We start from the raw sequence: 15320 nt of genomic DNA on the forward strand, positions 1-15320 counted from the left end.
GGGGGGCGCCCCCGCGGCCCGCGGGGGGGGGCGGGCGCCCCCCCCCGGGGGGGGGGCCCCCCCCCCCGGCCCCCCCCCCCCCGGGGGGGGGGGGGCCCGCCCCCCCCGGACCGCGCGTCAGTACTCGGCGCCGCTTCGCGGGTAGCTGCCCACGGCCTGGAGCTACGCCCGGGGCCGGCCCGCCCCGCCCCGATATCCCCACGGCACTCAACCCGCGTCACTCAGCCCGATCCGGCGCTTCCGCTGGAGCGCTTCAGCGGAAGCGCCGGGTCTCGGCCGCCGTTCGTGCGCCCCGAGGCCCTCCCGGCCGGTGGTGCGTGGCGGATGATGGGGGCAGAGACGTGAGGGGCGGCGCAGTGGTCGAGAGTGGATCCATCGGGTCGGAGGCGGAGCCTCGGCTGGGCAGTGAGGAGTCCGGGGGCACCCGGGACGGGAGGCGGCGGCGGGGTGTCGGGCGGCGGGTGGCCGTACTCGTCGGCGTTCTCGTCGTCCTGTGCCTTCCGCCCTGGTGGACGTTGTTCGGTTCCGGGGCCGACTGGCCGTTCCCGGTCTTCCTGGCCGGCACCGCCGTCTTCGCGGCCTGGCTGCTCTCCTTCCCCTTCCTGATGGTCGCGGGCCACGGGTCGCGGCGGGCCGACCGGGCCGCCCGGGTCGCGGACACCAGCCTCGGCGTCGTCTGGGTGCTGTGGACCTGGTCGGTGCTGGGCGGTCTGGTGAACCTCGTGCTGGGCGGGCTCGACGTCGGCGGGGCCGGGCGGGCCAGGACCGTGGCCCTGGCCGTCGCCGTGGTCTCTGCCGGGCTGCTGGGCTGGGGGCACTACGAGGCGATGCGCGTGCCCCGGGTGAAGCGGCTGGACGTCCACGTCCCGCGGCTCGGCGGGGGTCTGGACGGGACCCGGGTCGTGGTGCTGGCGGACACCCACTACGGGCCGATCGACCGGGCGGGCTGGTCGGCGCGGGTGGCCGGGGTGGTCAACGCGCTCGACGCGGACGTCGTGGTCCACGCCGGCGACATCGCCGACGGCACACCGGCCCAGCGCCGGGAGCAGTCCGCGCCGCTCGGGACGATCCGGTCGAGACTGGCCAGGGTCTACGTCACGGGCAACCACGAGTACGGCGGGGAGGCCCAGGGCTGGCTGGACCGCATGGCGGACCTGGACTGGGAGCCGCTGCACAACCGGCACGTCGTGGTGGAGCGCGGCGGGGACGCCCTCGTGCTCGTCGGCGTGGACGACGTGACCGCGGAGTCCTCCGGCCTGGCCGGGCACCGCGCAAACCTGACCGGCGCGCTGGAGGGGGCGGACCCCGCCCTGCCGGTGCTGCTCGTCGCCCACCAGCCCAAGTACGTCCCGCAGGCCGCGGCCGCCGGCATCGACCTGCAGGTCTCCGGGCACACCCACGGGGGCCAGATCTGGCCGTTCAACTTCCTCGTCCGGATCGACCAGCCGGTGGTCCACGGCCTGAGCCGGCACGGGGAGCGCACCCAGCTCTACACCAGCCGGGGCACCGGCTTCTGGGGACCGCCCTTCCGGGTCTTCGCCCCCAGCGAGATCACCGTGCTCACGCTGCGCTCGGGCGCCGCGTAAGCGAACTCCGAGGCGGGCGAAGGGCTCGGACCGCACGTCGCGGTCCGAGCCCTTCGTCGTCGGTCAGGCGCCATCGGTCAGGCGCCATCGGTCAGGCGCCATCGGTCAGGCGCGGTCGATCAGGTGCGGTCGATCAGGTGCGGTCGATCAGGACCTGGACGCCGTCGAGGATCCGGTCCAGGCCGAACCGGAGGGTGTCCGTCGGCGCGGCGGCGTCGCCGGGGGCGAAGGCACCGGCGGCGAGGGCGGCGGTCAGGGCGGGGAAGCGGTCGGGCTGCCGGGTGAGCAGTTCGCCGGTGAGGTGGGCCCATTCGCGGCTGTGGGCCTCGTCGAAGTCGAGCTGCTGTTGCGCGTGGGTGCGCACGTATCCGGCGACGAGGACGAAGACGCGGTGCTGCTGCGCGGCGGTCAGGCCGGTGGGGGCCAGGGCGGTGAGGGCGGCGTCGAGCCAGCCGAGCTGGTTGGGGCCCATGAGCTGGTGGCGCATCGCGGTGGCGGCCAGTAGCCAGGGGTGGCTGCGGTGGACCTGCTCGGACGCGCGTGCCCAGGCGACGATCCGCGGGCGCCAGTCGGGGCCGGCCGTGGTGAGGTCGGGGGCGTCGGCGAGGACGGACTCGACCATCAGCTCGACGAGTTCGGCCTTGCCGGGCACGTAGCGGTAGAGCGCCATCGCGGACATCCCGAACCCGGCGGCGACCTTGTTCATGGAGACGGCCTCCAGGCCCTCGGCGTCCGCCAGCCCGACCGCGGCCTCGGCGATCCGGCCCGGGGTGAGGCTCGGTTTGGGACCCCGGGTGGGTCGGTCCTGCTCGCCCCACAGCAGCGCGACGCCCGCGCGCAGGTCGCGCACCTTCTCCTTGGCCATGCGGCCCTCCTCCTCGTGTCGATTCCCGTGCCTCGTGTCGGGTCCGGTTCCCGTGCCCGGTCCGGCCGGGCCGTTGACACCCGACAGGAACTGTATATACCTTAAACACATCGAACTGCTGATGCCATAAACAGTTGGGGGAACCACCATGCTCGCCACCGTCATCGCCGCCTCCGCCGCCACCGCGCTCGCCGCCCCCGTCGCCGGGCTCCTCGGCTACCGGGGGCTCAAGCGCCACGCCGCCGCCGAGCGGATGCGCATCACGTCGCCGAAGGGCATCGACGAGTCCGGGTTCGTCCGCATCGGGGGCATCGACCAGTGGGTCTCCGTCCGCGGCGAGAGCCTCGACAACCCGGTGGTGCTGGAGATCCACGGCGGCCCCGGCGCCTCCAACCTGCCGTTCGTCCCCCGCACCCGGGCCTGGGAGCGGCACTTCACGATCGTCCGCTGGGACATGCGGGGCGGCGGCAAGACCTTCGGCCACGGGGGCCCGGAGGGGCAGGGCGAGATGAGCCTCGACCGGCTGTACCGGGACGCGCTGGAGGTCACCGAGTACGTCCGCGCCCGGCTCGGCGTGCCGAAGGTGCTGCTGGTCGCCAACTCGATCGGCACCGTGCTCGGCCTGCGCCTGGCCCGCAACCACCCCGAGCTGTACTCGGCCTACGTCGGCACCGACCAGAACGTCCTCGCCGGCGGCCGCCCGCACCCCGCGTACGACGCCCTGGTCGAGCGGCTCCGGGCCGGCGGCAAGCGCAAGGAGCTGGCCGCCGTCACCGCGATGGGCCCGGACGCCACGGCGTGGAGCACCCACCAGTGGTCGGAGTTCAACAAGCTGGTCGTCACCACCGACCCGCTGACCTTCGACACCATGAAGACCGTCGTGGTCCGCTCGCTCTGGTTCTCGCCGCTGCACACGCTGCGCGAACTGAGGACGTACCTGAAGGGCATGACCTTCGCCGAGCAGCTGGGCCCGCAGGCGATGGCGGTCGACGAGTACGCCGAGGGCACCGACTTCGCGCTCCCGTTCTTCGTCTTCCAGGGCGACAGCGACGTCCTCACCTCGCCCGCGCCGGCCCGCCGCCTCTTCGACGCCGTCAGCGCGCCGGTCAAGGACTTCGCCCTGATCCGGAACGCCAGCCACTTCGCGTCCTTCCGCGAGCCGGAGCAGTTCCTGGAGCTCATGCTCACCAAGGTCCGGCCGGTCGTCACGGGCGAACTCGCCGCCCGCTGAGGCCGCCGGCGCCGACGCCAACGCCAACGCCAACGCCAACGCCAACGCCAACGCCGGGAGAGTGTCCGTTTCCTTCAAGACGGGCGCCCGCACCGCCGCCTAGCGTGACGGGCATGAACAGCGAGAACAGCACGATCAGCACGAGCAGTACGAGCGGCACCGGCAGCACGAAAAGCACCACGCCGGCACCGAGGTTCGCGTTCGTCGGCATCGCCGTCTCCGACATGGCCGCCTCGGTCGCCTTCTACCGGCGGCTCGGGCTCCTGTTCCCCGACGGGGCCGAGCACGAGCCGCACGTCGAGGCGGAGCTGCCGGGCGGACTGCTCCTGGTGCTCGACGCCGAGTCGACCATCCGCTCCTTCCACCCGGACTGGCGGCCCCCGACCGGCGGCAGCCGGACTGGGCTCGCGTTCCGCTGCGAGAGCCCCGCGCACGTGGACGCGGTGTACGAGGACCTCGTCGGAGCCGGGTACCACGGGGAGTTGAAGCCGTTCGACGCGTTCTGGGGCCAGCGGTACGCCTCGGTGCACGACCCCGACGGCAACGGCGTCGACCTGCTGGCCGTCCTCACCGAGGACACCCCCTAGGACCGGACCAGGTCGGTCAGCGGCAGCCCGGTCAACTCCCGCACGTCGCGCGCCAGATGGGCCTGGTCGGCGAAGCCCGTCCGGGCCGCGGTGTCCGCGAAGGGGACGCCGGAGCGGGCCAGGGCGAGAGCGCGCTGCAGGCGGAGGATGCGGGCGAGGGTCTTCGGGCCGTAGCCGAAGGCGCTCAACGAGCGGCGGTGCAGCTGGCGTTCGCCGAGGGCGACGCGCTCGGCGGTCGCCGTGACGGACCGGCCCGCCGCCAGGGACGCGACGACGGCGCGCAGCAGCGGGTCGGCGGGCCCGGCGTCGGCCGCGAGGCGCAGGGCGAGGTCCTCCAGGGCGGCGACCGGGTCGGGGGCCGCGTCGATGCGGCCGGTGAGGCGGCGCACCTCGGCGGCGGGGCGCAGGTCGGCCAGGTCGACGCGGCGGTCGCGCAGCTCGTGGGCGGGGACGCCGAGCAGCGCGGGGGCCGTACCGGGGTAGAAGCGGACGCCCGCCCAGGGGCCGGCGAGCCCGGGCCCGGGGCGGAAGGCGTGGGTGTCCGGGCCCGCGACGAGCAGCCGGCCCTCCGTCCACAGCAGGTCCATGCAGCCGTCGGGCAGGACCGGCGCGGCGGAGGGAGCGGGCAGCACCGCAGCGCGCGTCCACACCACCGCACCGGGGAGGCGGGACGCGCGCTCGGCGTACTCGGGGGCCACGCCTCGAAGGCTACGCCCGGAAGCGCGGACGGCCACACCCGTAGAACCACGCCCGTAAGACCACGCCCAGCCGACCACGCCCGGATGACCACGCCCGGAAGCCCCGAAGGCTACGCCCGCAGGTGCCGCAGGACGGAGGCGGCGGCGCGGGCGACGGCGTCCCGGACCTCGTCGGTGTGGTCGGCGAGCTCGAAGCCGTGGTGCCCGTTCGGGACGTCGATCACCTCCAGCGCCGCCCCGTGCTCCCCCGCCGCCGCGACGAACCCGGCGACCGTCGCCGCGATCGCGTCCGCCTCCAGCCCGGCCCGGGTGAGCACGATCGGCAGCCGGCCCGCCCCCGCCACCGCCTCCGCCGGGCGGAAGCGCCGGTCGACGGCCTCCCAGCCGGGCAGCGGCGCGAGGACGGGGTAGTTCGCGGCGAGGCAGCGCAGCCAGGACGGCGGCTCGGCGAGCCAGTCGGTGGTCAGCAGGCCGCCGCCGGAGAAGAACCAGAGCGCGATCCGGTCGCCGTCCACGCGCGGGTGGGCGCGCAGCGCCTCGACGGCCGCGGCGATCTCGTCGGCGGCCCGCGGGTACCCGTAGAGCTCGTCCAGGCCGTGCTCGACCGTCGCGCCGACGACGCCGAGGCTCGCCGCGTACCGGCCGTAGCCGACGTACACCGGCCAGTCGCGCGGGGTGGGCCGGGTGCCGGCGGGGACGGGGCCGCCGTGGACGAACAGCACGGCGGGCAACGGGCCTTCGGCTTCCGGCAGGTAGACGTCGAGGTTCCCGGCCCGCTCGTGCGCGCAGTCCGGCAGCGGGTGCTCCGGGGTGTCCAGGACGTGCGGGCGCGAGAACACCGGCGCCTCGGCGGCGGGCGGCGGGGCGATCCGGTGGCCCTCGCCGGCGGCGGCCCTGAGCAGGAGGTCGGCGAGCTCCTCCGGGCGGGAGAGCATCGGCCAGTGGCCGGTGTCGAGGTCGAAGAAGCCCACCCGCGGGTCGGCCAGGAACCGGAACTGCGGCATGCCCGTGCGCACCATGGCCTCGACGCTCGCGATGGTGACGCCGCCCGAGGTGCAGAGGATCCCGGTGGTCGGCACCGAGGCGACGGCGCCGGACAGCCGCAGCGGCTCGGTGAGGCTGGCGACGGGCTGCGCGGTGGCCAGCCCGGTGAGCCGGTCCAGCGCTTCGGCGGTGAGGCCGTCGGTGCTCCCCCAGCGGTGCCACTCGCCCCGGCCGGGCGCCGGGAGGAGGCCGTCCGCGGGCCGGCGGGCCGGGTCGGTCAGCACCTCGCGGGCGAGCTGGTCGGGGACGAGCTGGACGGCCCGGTCGCCGTCCACCGGCAGGCCGGCGTCCAGGTAGACGATGCGGGTGAGGCGGTCCGCCCGCCGGTCGGCGGCGCCGAGCACCGGGTGGATGCCGTACTCGTGGCCGACCAGGACGACTTCGGGGTCGGCGGCGGCGTCGATCAGGCGCAGGACGTCCTCGACGTGGGCCTCCAGGCCGGCACCGCCCCCGCCGGCGAGCGTCGCCTCGTGCACCTCGGCGCCGGCCGCGCGGAGCCGGGCGCTCACCTCCCGCCAGATCCAGCCCCCGGTGAAGTGGCCCGGTACCAGCACGAATGCGGTCATGTCGCATCTCCTCCTCGTCGTTCGTCGTCACCCGGCGTCACCCGGCGTCGCAGGCAGTCGCAGGCGGTCGCAGGCGGTCGCCCGACAACGCCGGTGATCACCCGGCCGACCCCCGTCCGGCCGGGCGATGCGGGTACCGTAGGAACTCCCCCTGAGGGAGGTTCAAGCCTTGCCACCGGCCGTCCTGTGGAGCATTGGTGAGCTCGCGGAGCACGCGGGCGTCACCGTCAAGACCGTCCGCTTCTACTCCGACCGCGGCCTGCTGCCCGAAGCCGGGCGCAGTTCCGGCGGCCACCGGCGGTACGGGCCGGACGCGCTGGAGCGGCTGCGGCTGATCCGCTCGCTGCGCACGCTCGACCTGCCCGTCCCGGAGGTCGGCCGGCTGCTGGAGCAGGACGGGGGGCTGGGCGACGCCCTGGAGGACGCGGTGGCCCGGCAGTTGCGCGAGCTCGGCTCCCAACTCACCGCCCTGCGCTGGCGGGAGGCCGCCCTGCGGCTGCTGCACGAGTGCCCGCCCGAGGAGCGCGCCGACCGCCTGACGCTCATCGGCGGGCTGACCACCCCGCCGGACACCACCCCGCTGGCCCGCTTCTGGCGGCGCGCGCTGCCGCTGCGGATGCCCGCCCGGCTGACCGCCGCGATCGTCGACGCGGCCGTCCCGCAGCCCCCGGCGGACCCGGCGCCCGGCCAGGTGCTGGCGTTCGCCCGGCTGAACGCGCTCGTCTCCCAGGGTTGTTCGGGCCCGAGCCACTCCGCCACCGGCAAGGGCGGCTGCCCGAACGAACTCGCCCGCACGGACCACGAGTACCGGCCCGCCGTGCTCTACGAGGGGCTCGGCGAGGCCTACGACCTGGCCTCGGCGGAGCTGCGCGCCGGCCGGGACCCGTACGACGGCGGGGCGCTCGACAACTTCGTCGCCGCGCACGCCGCCTCCCGCTCCGTCCGGGACACGCCGGACTTCCGGCGCCGGCTGCGGGTCATGCTCGACGTCACCGACGACCCGGTGATCGCGCGCTACTGGGAGCTCGCCGGCGTACTGACCACACCCGACGAGCCCACCCTCGGCCAGGCGCACGCCTGGCTGCGGGCGGCGCTGGCGGGGCAGCTGGCGGCAGCCGCCTGAAGAGGCCTGCCACCGTTTCGGCCCCGGCCGAAACGACTCCGCGCGACCATGGAGGCATGTCGCTCGCCCAGCTGGCCGCCCTGCTCGCCGACCCCACCCGCGCCGCGTTCTGCGGCGCGCTGCTCGACGGCCGCGCCTGGACGGCCGGCGAGCTGGCCCGGCACGCGGGCGTCGCGCCGTCCACGGCGAGCGAGCACCTGTCGCGCCTGATCGCGGGCGGCCTGCTCGCCGAGGAGCGGCAGGGGCGGCACCGGTACGTCCGGCTGGCCGGGCCCGCCGTCGCCACGCTGATCGAGGACCTCACGGTCTTCGCCGAGACGGCGGCGGGGGACGCCACCGGGGGTAGCGGGCCGGCCCCGGGCACCCTCCGCGAGGCCACCCGCCGCAGCGCCGAGGCCCGCGCCCGCACCTGCTACGACCACCTGGCCGGGCGCCTCGGCGTGGCCGTCGCCGACGCCATGCTCGACCGCGGCCTGGTCAGCGACGACGCCGGGCTCGCCCTCACCGGGGACGGCCTCGGCTGGCTCGCCGAGCAGGCCATCGACCTGCCGCCCCGGGCGGGCGGCAGGGGCGCCCGCCCGGTGGTCCGCACCTGCCTGGACTGGACGGAACGCCGCACCCACCTCGGTGGAGCGCTGGGCGCGGCGCTCTGCCGGACGGCGCTGGAGCGCGGGTGGGTGCAGCGGATCGGCTCCGGCCGGGCCCTGCGCGTCACGCCGGACGGGGACCGCGCGCTGCGCGAACTCCTCGGTCTGAGGCTGGAGCCGGAAGCCGGCTAACCCATCGTCTTCGCGCCGTCCAAGGACTCCCGCAGGATGTCCGCGTGCCCCGCGTGCTGCGCCGTCTCGGCGAGGACGTGCAGCAGGACGCGCCGCACCGACCACGTCGCCCCCGGCTCGAACCACGGCGCCTTCGGCAGCTCGTGCGCGAGGTCGAGGTCCGGCAGCGTCCGGACCAGCTCGTCCGTCTCCCGGGCCACCTCCTCGTAGCGGGCGAGCAGCCCGGCGAGCGTCTCGCCGTCGAGCATCCGGAACATCGCGGCCCAGTCGTCCTGCGAGCCGCCGCCGCGCCGCATCTCCTCGGCGCCGCCGACCGCGAACCGCATCCAGCGCGCCTCCACCGCGGCGACGTGCTTGATCAGGCCGCCCAGGCACAGTTCGCTGGCCGTGGTGCGCCGGGCGGCCTGTTCGTCGGTGAGGTCGCGGACGGTGTACCGCAGGAAGCCGCGGTGCTTGCCGAGCGTCGCGACGAGGTCCTCGCGCTCGCCCATCAGGCGTCCGCCAGGGTGGGCAGGTCGCCGGCGGTCGTCCCCGTGTCGATGATCCCGAAGGCGGCGCCCTGCGGGTCGCCGACCACCGCGAACCGGCCGAACGGGCTGTCCATCGGCTCCATGTGCACGGCGCCGCCGCCCGCGCGCAGCCGGACGAGCGCCGCGTCGACGTCGGCCACCGCGAAGTACACGCTCACGTACGAGGGCACCTCGGGCGGCAGGTCGGCCGGACCCATCGCCATCCGGCCCAGCACCGGCTGCTCGCCGAGCCGGAAGATCTTGTAGTCGACCTGCTCGGTGTCCATCTTCTGCACGCCGTAGGGGAAGACCGCGGGGAAGAACCCGTCCGCCCCGGCCGGGTCGCGGGTCACCACCTCGGCCCAGCAGTACGCGCCGGGCTCGCCCTGCTTCTCGAAGCCCTCGTGGGTACCGGCCTGCCAGACGCCGAACACGACGCCGCCCGGGTCCTTCGCGATCACCATCGTGCCGAACTCGCCGACCTGCATCGGGCCCATCAGCACCTCGCCGCCGTTGCCGCGGATCTTCTCGGCGGTGGCGGCGGCGTCCGGCGAGGCGAGGTACAGGCACCAGGCGGACGGGGCCTGGGTACCGTCCGGGCCTGACATCGGCGGCACGACGGCGGCGACGGCCTTGCCGTCCGAGTAGGCCTGCGTGTAGTTGCCGAACTCCGACGAACTCTCGCCGAAGGTCCAGCCCAGGACGTCGCCGTAGAAGGTCTTGGCGCCCTCCAGGTCGGTGAACATCGCGTCGGCCCAGCAGGGTGTGCCTTCAGGTAGCGCGGCCATCTGTCTGCCCTCTCGTACGGCTCTCGCGTGGCATTTACGCCCGGTTCGCCCCCATTCCGTCACCCTAGCCAGTCCCCTCGCCGCCCGCGCGCCCGCACACGGCGCGGCCGGTCGGAACCCGTCCCGACCGGCCGCACCACGCCCCGCACCGGGGCCCTCGCCCGCGCCGGCTACCCGACCAGCGCCGACGCCACACGGGCCGCCGACGTGCCCAGCCCCGTCGGCCCGCCGGGCACCATGCCCAGCCGCGGCACCTCCGCCCGCGCCACGTCGTGCCCCTCGCGCCCGAAGTGCCGCTTCAGGTCGTCCTCGGTGTACCGGCGGCACCCCCGGTGCCAGTTCAGGATCCCCGCGATCCAGTTCTCCAGTTCCCCGACGTACCCGCCGAGCAGCTCGCGCGCCGCGTCGTCGAGCCCGAGGTCGTCGTACAGGACCGGAAGCTCCTTGGCCGCGACGTGCTGGAACTGGGCGAGCCGCGAGTGCATCAGGTCGTCGACGATCCGGACGGCCGACGGGTAGTCGCAGCCGAAGAAGTTCTGGACCACCAGGACGACGTTGTGCACCTCGCCCTCGTACTCGATCTCCTTCTGGTACGAGAACAGGTCGTTGATCATGCAGGCGTAGTCGGCCGCCGAGTTCTCCAGTGAGCGCATCACGCCGTGCTCGTACACCTCGGGCGGCACGGTCTGCCCGTGGCCGATCCGGCTGAGGCTCATCGTGAGGTCGGAGCCGAAGGTGGCCCGGCGCATCTCCAGGTAGTCGACCGGGTCCGGGATGCGGTGCTGCACCTGGTTGGAGATCTCCCAGATCCAGCTGTGGAGCATGTCCTCGATGCTGCTGCGGAGCGTCCGCCGGGCATCGGCGGTCATCGGCCCCGCCGTCCGCTCCCAGATGTCGGCCAGGCCCCGCTCCAGGGCGGTGGCTGGCTCCGCGGCCGGGCCGCCGTCGTCGTCGACCGGCATGAACAGCGGCAGCCGCTCGACGGCGAGCTTGGCACCGGCGAGGTCGCGGGTGCGCCCGTAGACCCGGGGGAAGTAGTCGTCCGCCCAGGTGCCCCAGAGCAACCAGGCCGAGCCGATGTCGAGTTGAGCGGCCGTGGCGTCCGGGTGCATGCCCGCCATGCAGAGCGGGAGGTCGTAGTCGCGGGTGGACTCGGCCGTCCAGAGCGCGGACCCGGGGACGCCCGGCAGGTCGTCCAACAGGCCCATCCGCCGGGCCCATTCGACGGCCCGGTCGCGCGCGCCCGCCAGGTCAGGGTTCAGGGTCAGGGGGAACGGCACCTTGAACTCCGGCAGCCGGGACGGCCCGACGTGCTGGAACGGCACGTGGCCGTGCGAACGCGCCCGCCGCACCGCGGGATCCACCGCGCCCGGCCCGACGGGCGCCGCCGGCACCTCCGGCCCCGGCCCGCCGCCGCGCACCAGGTCCAGCGCCGACGTGCCGATCCCGCCGATCGCGAACGGGTCCCACCCGGCCCGGGCGTCAAGGGACTCGACCGACTCCGACTCCGACTCCGACTCCGCCGCCGCGCCCCCGCCGTTCATGCCCCTGCCGTTCATGTAGCGGCTCGACCGCATGTGCCACTCGTGCCCGCCCGACTGCCAGTCCTGCAGCCCCTTGACGTACGTCAGCACCTTGGCGCGGCCGATCGGTTCGAGCCCGGTCTCGGCGAACAGCACGGGCAGTTCGGTGAACACGGTGTTCTCGAACTGCTGGAGCCGCGAGGTGAGCAGGTCGTTGACCGCCTCGGCGGCCTCCTGGGTGGAGCACTCCAGGAACCGCTCCAGCACCAGGATGCCGTTGCTCAGCTCGCCCTCGTCCTCCACCTCCCGCTGGTAGGAGAAGATGTCGTTGCGCAGGTGCACGGCGTCGGCGAACGCGTCCATCAGCACCCGCAGCGCGCGCGAACCCGAGACCTCCTTCGGCACCTCGGCCCCGGCGGCCACCTCGACCAGCTGCGCGGACCACGGCGCGCCGCCGACCTTGCGGCGCATCTCGATGTACTCGACCGGGTTGGCGATCCGGCCGGCGTTGATGTTGGAGAGCTCCCACAGCGACTCGTCGAGCAGGTTCCGGGTGCTCTCGGCGAAGCGGACCCGCCAGTCCTCGCCCATCGCCGGCACGGTCCGCCGCCAGAGGTCGGCCAGGCCCGCCTCGACCGGGTTCTCCGGCTCGGGGACCGGGGCGGCCGGGTCGGCCGGCATGAACAGCGGCAGCCGGTCGAGGTGCGCCTTGCCGCCCTCGCGGTCGTTGGTCCGCTTGTACATGTCGAGGAAGTGGTCGTCGAAGAAGAAGACCCACACGTACCAGTCGGTGACCAGCGACAGCGCCTCGGCGGAGGCGTCGGGGTGGGTGTAGGCGCAGAGCAGGCCGTAGTCGTGGGCGTCGAGGTCCTCCTGGTCCCAGATGCCGGACCCCTCCAGCATGCCCATCTCCCGTGCCCAGTCGGAGGAGTGGGCCCGGGCCCCGTCGAGATGGGGGTTGAGACGTGCCGGGTGCGGCACGTAGAAGGACGGCAGTTCGAACGGCTGGGTCACGGCGGGCGAGCCTTTCTGGACGCGTCGACTTGGACCAAGGATGACGCGCGCCCCCGGCCCGGCACCGGCACAACAAGAACAGTCATATGAGATGACCCACGTGCTCGAACCCCCGGTCGAACTTCCGCCCGAGCGACCGGCCAACGGTGGCTCACCCGTGCGGGATCGGGAGCCCCACCCGCACCATCCGCCACAACCACCCGCCCAGCGGAGCGCACACCCACCGGGCACACGCCACCGGCGCCACATCCTCACCACGCACGCGCCACCCACGAGCCCCCACCACCCCGAACGGCCGGAAGGACGGGCCGAGTTCGGCCCGTCCTTCCCGGGAGGCGCACCGCGGCACCGGCCGCTCAGGCCGCCAGACCGAGGACCAGCGAAGCCGCCACCGGCGCGAGGTAGACCAGCGGGAACGGGACGTGCGCGTAGTGGCGGGCGCGGACGACGGTGAGCGCGGCGCCGACGAAGTAGAGGATCAGGCCGACGGCGGCGAGGCGGCCGACCCCCGGGACGAGGAGGCCCACCAGGAGGCCGGCCGCGCCCGCGGCCTTGGCGATCCCGAGCCAGACCCACCAGCTGCGCGGGACGCCGTACTGGGCGAGCGGCTCGACGACGTACTTGGCTCCGGCGAAGACCGAGCCGGCCGAGAATCCGGCCATGACGGCGCCGAGGACGGTGACGATGACGTAGGCCACGGACATTGAAGTGCTCCCCACTCGGTGGCTGGTTGGTCCGACACTCCTTCGACCCGCCGGAAGCGGAGAGTGTGACCGCCACGGGGAAAAAATGTTCCGTCCAGGGGTGGGGTGTTGGCTCCGGACGCCCCCAACAACCGCTACGCCAACGAACAAACCAGCTCCGCCATGGCCTCGATCCCCAAGACTTCCCCTCCTACGGGCGTGTTGACCACCACCCCTCCCACCCCGTCGACCAGACTGGGCGCCTACCCGACCGATTCACTCCGAGGAGGGCCCCATGGACGTCACCGTTCGGCTCGCACAGCAGCCCGAGGCCGATGAACTGCTCGGACGCAGCGCGCTCGCCGCGCTCGTCGGCATGCTGCTGGACCAACAGGTGCCCATGGAGTGGGCGTTCACCGGCCCGCTGACCATCGCCCAGCGGCTCGGACGGAACGACCTGGACGCCCACGAGATCGCCACGTACAACCCCGAGGAGTTCGTGGCCCTGCTCTCCGCGAAGCCGGCCGTGCACCGCTACCCGGCCGCGATGGCCAAGCGGGTGCAGCAGCTCTGCCAGTTCCTCGTGGCGCAGTACGACGGCGACGCCGCCGCGCTGTGGAAGGACGCCAGGACGGGCAAGGAGCTGCTGAGCCGGCTCAACGCGCTCCCCGGCTTCGGCAAGCAGAAGTCCCAGATCTTCCTCGCACTGCTCGGCAAGCAGTACGGCGTGCGGCCGGACGGCTGGCGCGAGGCGGCCGGCGCGTACGGCGACGAGGGCGCGCACCGCTCGGTCGCCGACATCACCGGGCCCGAATCGCTCGTCCTGGTACGGGAGTTCAAGCAGGAGGCGAAGCGCGCCGCGAAGGAGGCCAAGGCCACCGCCAAGGCGCGCTGAGCCGCCCGACCGCCCACCGGACCGGCTCAGGCCACCGCCCGACCGCCCACCGGACCGGCTCAGGCCACCGCCGGACCGGCCGCGGTCCGGCGCTCGTCGGCGTCCGCCAGCCAGAAGTACACCGGCGGCAGCCCGAGTTCGAGCGCGGCCAGCACGGCCTGGAACGCGCCCGGCCAGCCCGTCGCCGCGAGCGACAGCAGCCGCCCGGCGCCTCCGAGCAGGAACACGCCGGCGAGCCACCGGACGGTGCGCGCCGGGATCGTCGCCTGCCGGGCGAGCCGGATCCAGGCGGCGCCGTACCCGGCGAAGATCGCGCCCATGAAGCGGCCCCAGCTGTCGATCGTCGCCCCGGCGTGCTCCTCGCCGGGGAGCACGGCGTTGCCCACCAGTACGTGCGCGAGGCCGATCGCCACGCACGCGATCCCCATCGTCCACACGAGCGCCCGCAGCGCCTTGGCCATGACGCACCCACCCCATGCCTCGGTTGACGCGTGCCGCTTGGTTGACACGTGTCTACTTCCATGAGGCACCCCTTAGTAGACACGTGTCAAGTAGTCTTCACCCGTGCCACCACGCCAACGCCTCTCCCCCGCCGACCGCCGCGCCCAGCTCCTCTCCGTCGGAGCCCGGCTCTTCGCCGCCCGGCCCTACGAGGAGGTGCTGATGGAGGAGGTCGCCGCGCAGGCGGGCGTCTCCCGCGCCCTGCTCTACCGGCACTTCCCGGGCAAGCGGGACCTCTTCGCCGCCGTCTACCAGCAGGCCGCCGACCAGCTGCTGGGCAAGTCCCGCTTCGACCCGGCCGACACGCTCGTCGAGCAACTGGTCGAGGGCATGGACGCGCACCTCGACTACTTCGTCGCCAACCGGCACGCCGTCCTCGCCGCGAACCGCGTGCTGGCCGGCGACCCGGTGATCCAGACGATCATGACCGACGAGCTCGACGCCCTGCGCGCCCGCCTCCTCGGCGTGCTCCCCCTCGCCGACGACGGCACCCGCGCGGCGGTGTCCCAAGTCCTGCGCAGCTGGCTGGTGTTCGTCCAGGTCCTGGTCGTCGACTGGCTCACCGAGGAGACCTGCACCCGCACCGAGCTCCGCGACGCGTGCATCGGCGGCTGCATCGGCGCCCTCCGCCCGCTGCTGCCGGTCGACCCGGCCCCCGACTGGCCGCGCACCGCCGGGGACGTCAGCTGAGCCGCCGATAGGCGTAGCGCCCCCGGATCCGCCGGACGAAGAACCGGCCGTGGCTGTCCGCCGCCATCAACTCGCGGTGCACCCGGGCCGGTACGGCCGCGTACTCGTACACGCGCCCGCCGAGGAACTCCAGCTCCAGCCGCCGCGCCGGGCGGTCGTACCCGACCGAGCGCAGCACCGAGGACTCCACCGCCGTACGGTCCATGACCCGTCCAGTGTGCGCACGAGGGCCCCGGCC

Annotated in this window: 16 protein-coding genes; 7 read left to right on the top strand and 9 right to left on the bottom strand. The window is 74.3% G+C overall.

The annotated features are described in order from the left end of the window. Positions 1–461: 461 nt before the first annotated feature. Positions 462–1586 (top strand): metallophosphoesterase, encoded by a 1125-nt coding sequence (locus ACFV4G_RS26630; protein WP_380444533.1) that lies wholly within the window; start codon positions 462–464, stop codon positions 1584–1586. Positions 1587–1719: 133 nt separating this feature from the next. Here the strand turns inward: ACFV4G_RS26630 and ACFV4G_RS26635 are convergent, their stop codons facing one another. After that, positions 1720–2451, bottom strand: a complete 732-nt coding sequence (locus ACFV4G_RS26635) for a TetR/AcrR family transcriptional regulator (protein WP_380444534.1) — start codon at positions 2449–2451, stop codon at positions 1720–1722. A gap of 148 nt (positions 2452–2599) precedes the next feature. On the opposite strand from ACFV4G_RS26635, the gene ACFV4G_RS26640 reads away from it, so the two are divergent. Then, positions 2600–3682: an alpha/beta fold hydrolase gene (locus tag ACFV4G_RS26640; protein WP_380444536.1), complete on the top strand. Its 1083-nt coding sequence runs from the start codon at positions 2600–2602 to the stop codon at positions 3680–3682. A 113-nt stretch (positions 3683–3795) separates the two neighbouring features. Then, positions 3796–4269, top strand: coding sequence for a VOC family protein (locus ACFV4G_RS26645; protein WP_380444538.1), 474 nt, complete (start codon positions 3796–3798; stop codon positions 4267–4269). Here ACFV4G_RS26645 and ACFV4G_RS26650 read toward each other — a convergent pair. Both ACFV4G_RS26650 and ACFV4G_RS26655 read right to left on the bottom strand, forming a co-directional pair. Continuing rightward, positions 4266–4967, bottom strand: coding sequence for a helix-turn-helix domain-containing protein (locus tag ACFV4G_RS26650; RefSeq protein ID WP_380444540.1), 702 nt, complete (start codon positions 4965–4967; stop codon positions 4266–4268). The two genes, ACFV4G_RS26645 and ACFV4G_RS26650, sit on opposite strands and share 4 nt — an antisense overlap. A gap of 110 nt (positions 4968–5077) precedes the next feature. After that, on the bottom strand, positions 5078–6577 hold the full coding sequence (locus ACFV4G_RS26655; protein ID WP_380444541.1) for an alpha/beta hydrolase: 1500 nt from the start codon (positions 6575–6577) through the stop codon (positions 5078–5080). Positions 6578–6746: 169 nt separating this feature from the next. Here ACFV4G_RS26655 and ACFV4G_RS26660 point away from each other — a divergent pair, with 169 nt between their 5' ends. Next, positions 6747–7700: a MerR family transcriptional regulator gene (locus ACFV4G_RS26660; protein ID WP_380444543.1), complete on the top strand. Its 954-nt coding sequence runs from the start codon at positions 6747–6749 to the stop codon at positions 7698–7700. Positions 7701–7756: 56 nt separating this feature from the next. Further along, positions 7757–8479, top strand: coding sequence for an ArsR/SmtB family transcription factor (locus ACFV4G_RS26665; RefSeq protein ID WP_380444545.1), 723 nt, complete (start codon positions 7757–7759; stop codon positions 8477–8479). Here the strand turns inward: ACFV4G_RS26665 and ACFV4G_RS26670 are convergent. The 4 genes from ACFV4G_RS26670 to ACFV4G_RS26685 form a co-directional block, all read right to left on the bottom strand. Continuing rightward, positions 8476–8970: a DinB family protein gene (locus tag ACFV4G_RS26670; RefSeq protein ID WP_380444547.1), complete on the bottom strand. Its 495-nt coding sequence runs from the start codon at positions 8968–8970 to the stop codon at positions 8476–8478. The genes ACFV4G_RS26665 and ACFV4G_RS26670 overlap by 4 nt on opposite strands. After that, entirely contained in the window at positions 8970–9776 is an 807-nt protein-coding gene (locus ACFV4G_RS26675; protein ID WP_380444549.1) for a VOC family protein, read from the bottom strand. The genes ACFV4G_RS26670 and ACFV4G_RS26675 overlap by 1 nt, the downstream gene beginning before the upstream one ends. Positions 9777–9946: 170 nt before the next feature. Then, complete coding sequence (locus ACFV4G_RS26680) at positions 9947–12313, bottom strand: germacradienol/geosmin synthase (protein ID WP_380444550.1); 2367 nt, start codon at positions 12311–12313, stop codon at positions 9947–9949. 356 nt (positions 12314–12669) lie between these two features. Then, on the bottom strand, positions 12670–13017 hold the full coding sequence (locus ACFV4G_RS26685; protein ID WP_380444551.1) for a DoxX family protein: 348 nt from the start codon (positions 13015–13017) through the stop codon (positions 12670–12672). A 274-nt stretch (positions 13018–13291) separates the two neighbouring features. Here ACFV4G_RS26685 and ACFV4G_RS26690 point away from each other — a divergent pair, with 274 nt between their 5' ends. Further along, the gene (locus ACFV4G_RS26690; protein WP_380444552.1) at positions 13292–13891 is read left to right on the top strand and encodes an HhH-GPD-type base excision DNA repair protein; all 600 of its coding nucleotides are present in this window, start codon (positions 13292–13294) and stop codon (positions 13889–13891) included. 59 nt (positions 13892–13950) lie between these two features. On the opposite strand, the gene ACFV4G_RS26695 is transcribed toward ACFV4G_RS26690, so the two are convergent. Continuing rightward, on the bottom strand, positions 13951–14352 hold the full coding sequence (locus ACFV4G_RS26695) for a DUF4345 domain-containing protein (RefSeq protein ID WP_380444554.1): 402 nt from the start codon (positions 14350–14352) through the stop codon (positions 13951–13953). 103 nt (positions 14353–14455) lie between these two features. Here ACFV4G_RS26695 and ACFV4G_RS26700 point away from each other — a divergent pair, with 103 nt between their 5' ends. Further along, complete coding sequence (locus tag ACFV4G_RS26700; protein WP_380444556.1) at positions 14456–15082, top strand: TetR/AcrR family transcriptional regulator; 627 nt, start codon at positions 14456–14458, stop codon at positions 15080–15082. Here ACFV4G_RS26700 and ACFV4G_RS26705 read toward each other — a convergent pair. After that, positions 15075–15287 carry a KTSC domain-containing protein gene (locus ACFV4G_RS26705; protein ID WP_380444558.1) on the bottom strand — a complete coding sequence of 71 codons (213 nt, stop codon included), beginning with the start codon at positions 15285–15287 and terminating at the stop codon, positions 15075–15077. The two genes, ACFV4G_RS26700 and ACFV4G_RS26705, sit on opposite strands and share 8 nt — an antisense overlap. Positions 15288–15320 lie beyond the last annotated feature (33 nt).

Source organism: Kitasatospora sp. NPDC059747 (assembly GCF_042732955.1).
In the GTDB taxonomy this organism is placed as follows: Bacteria; Actinomycetota; Actinomycetes; order Streptomycetales; family Streptomycetaceae; genus Kitasatospora.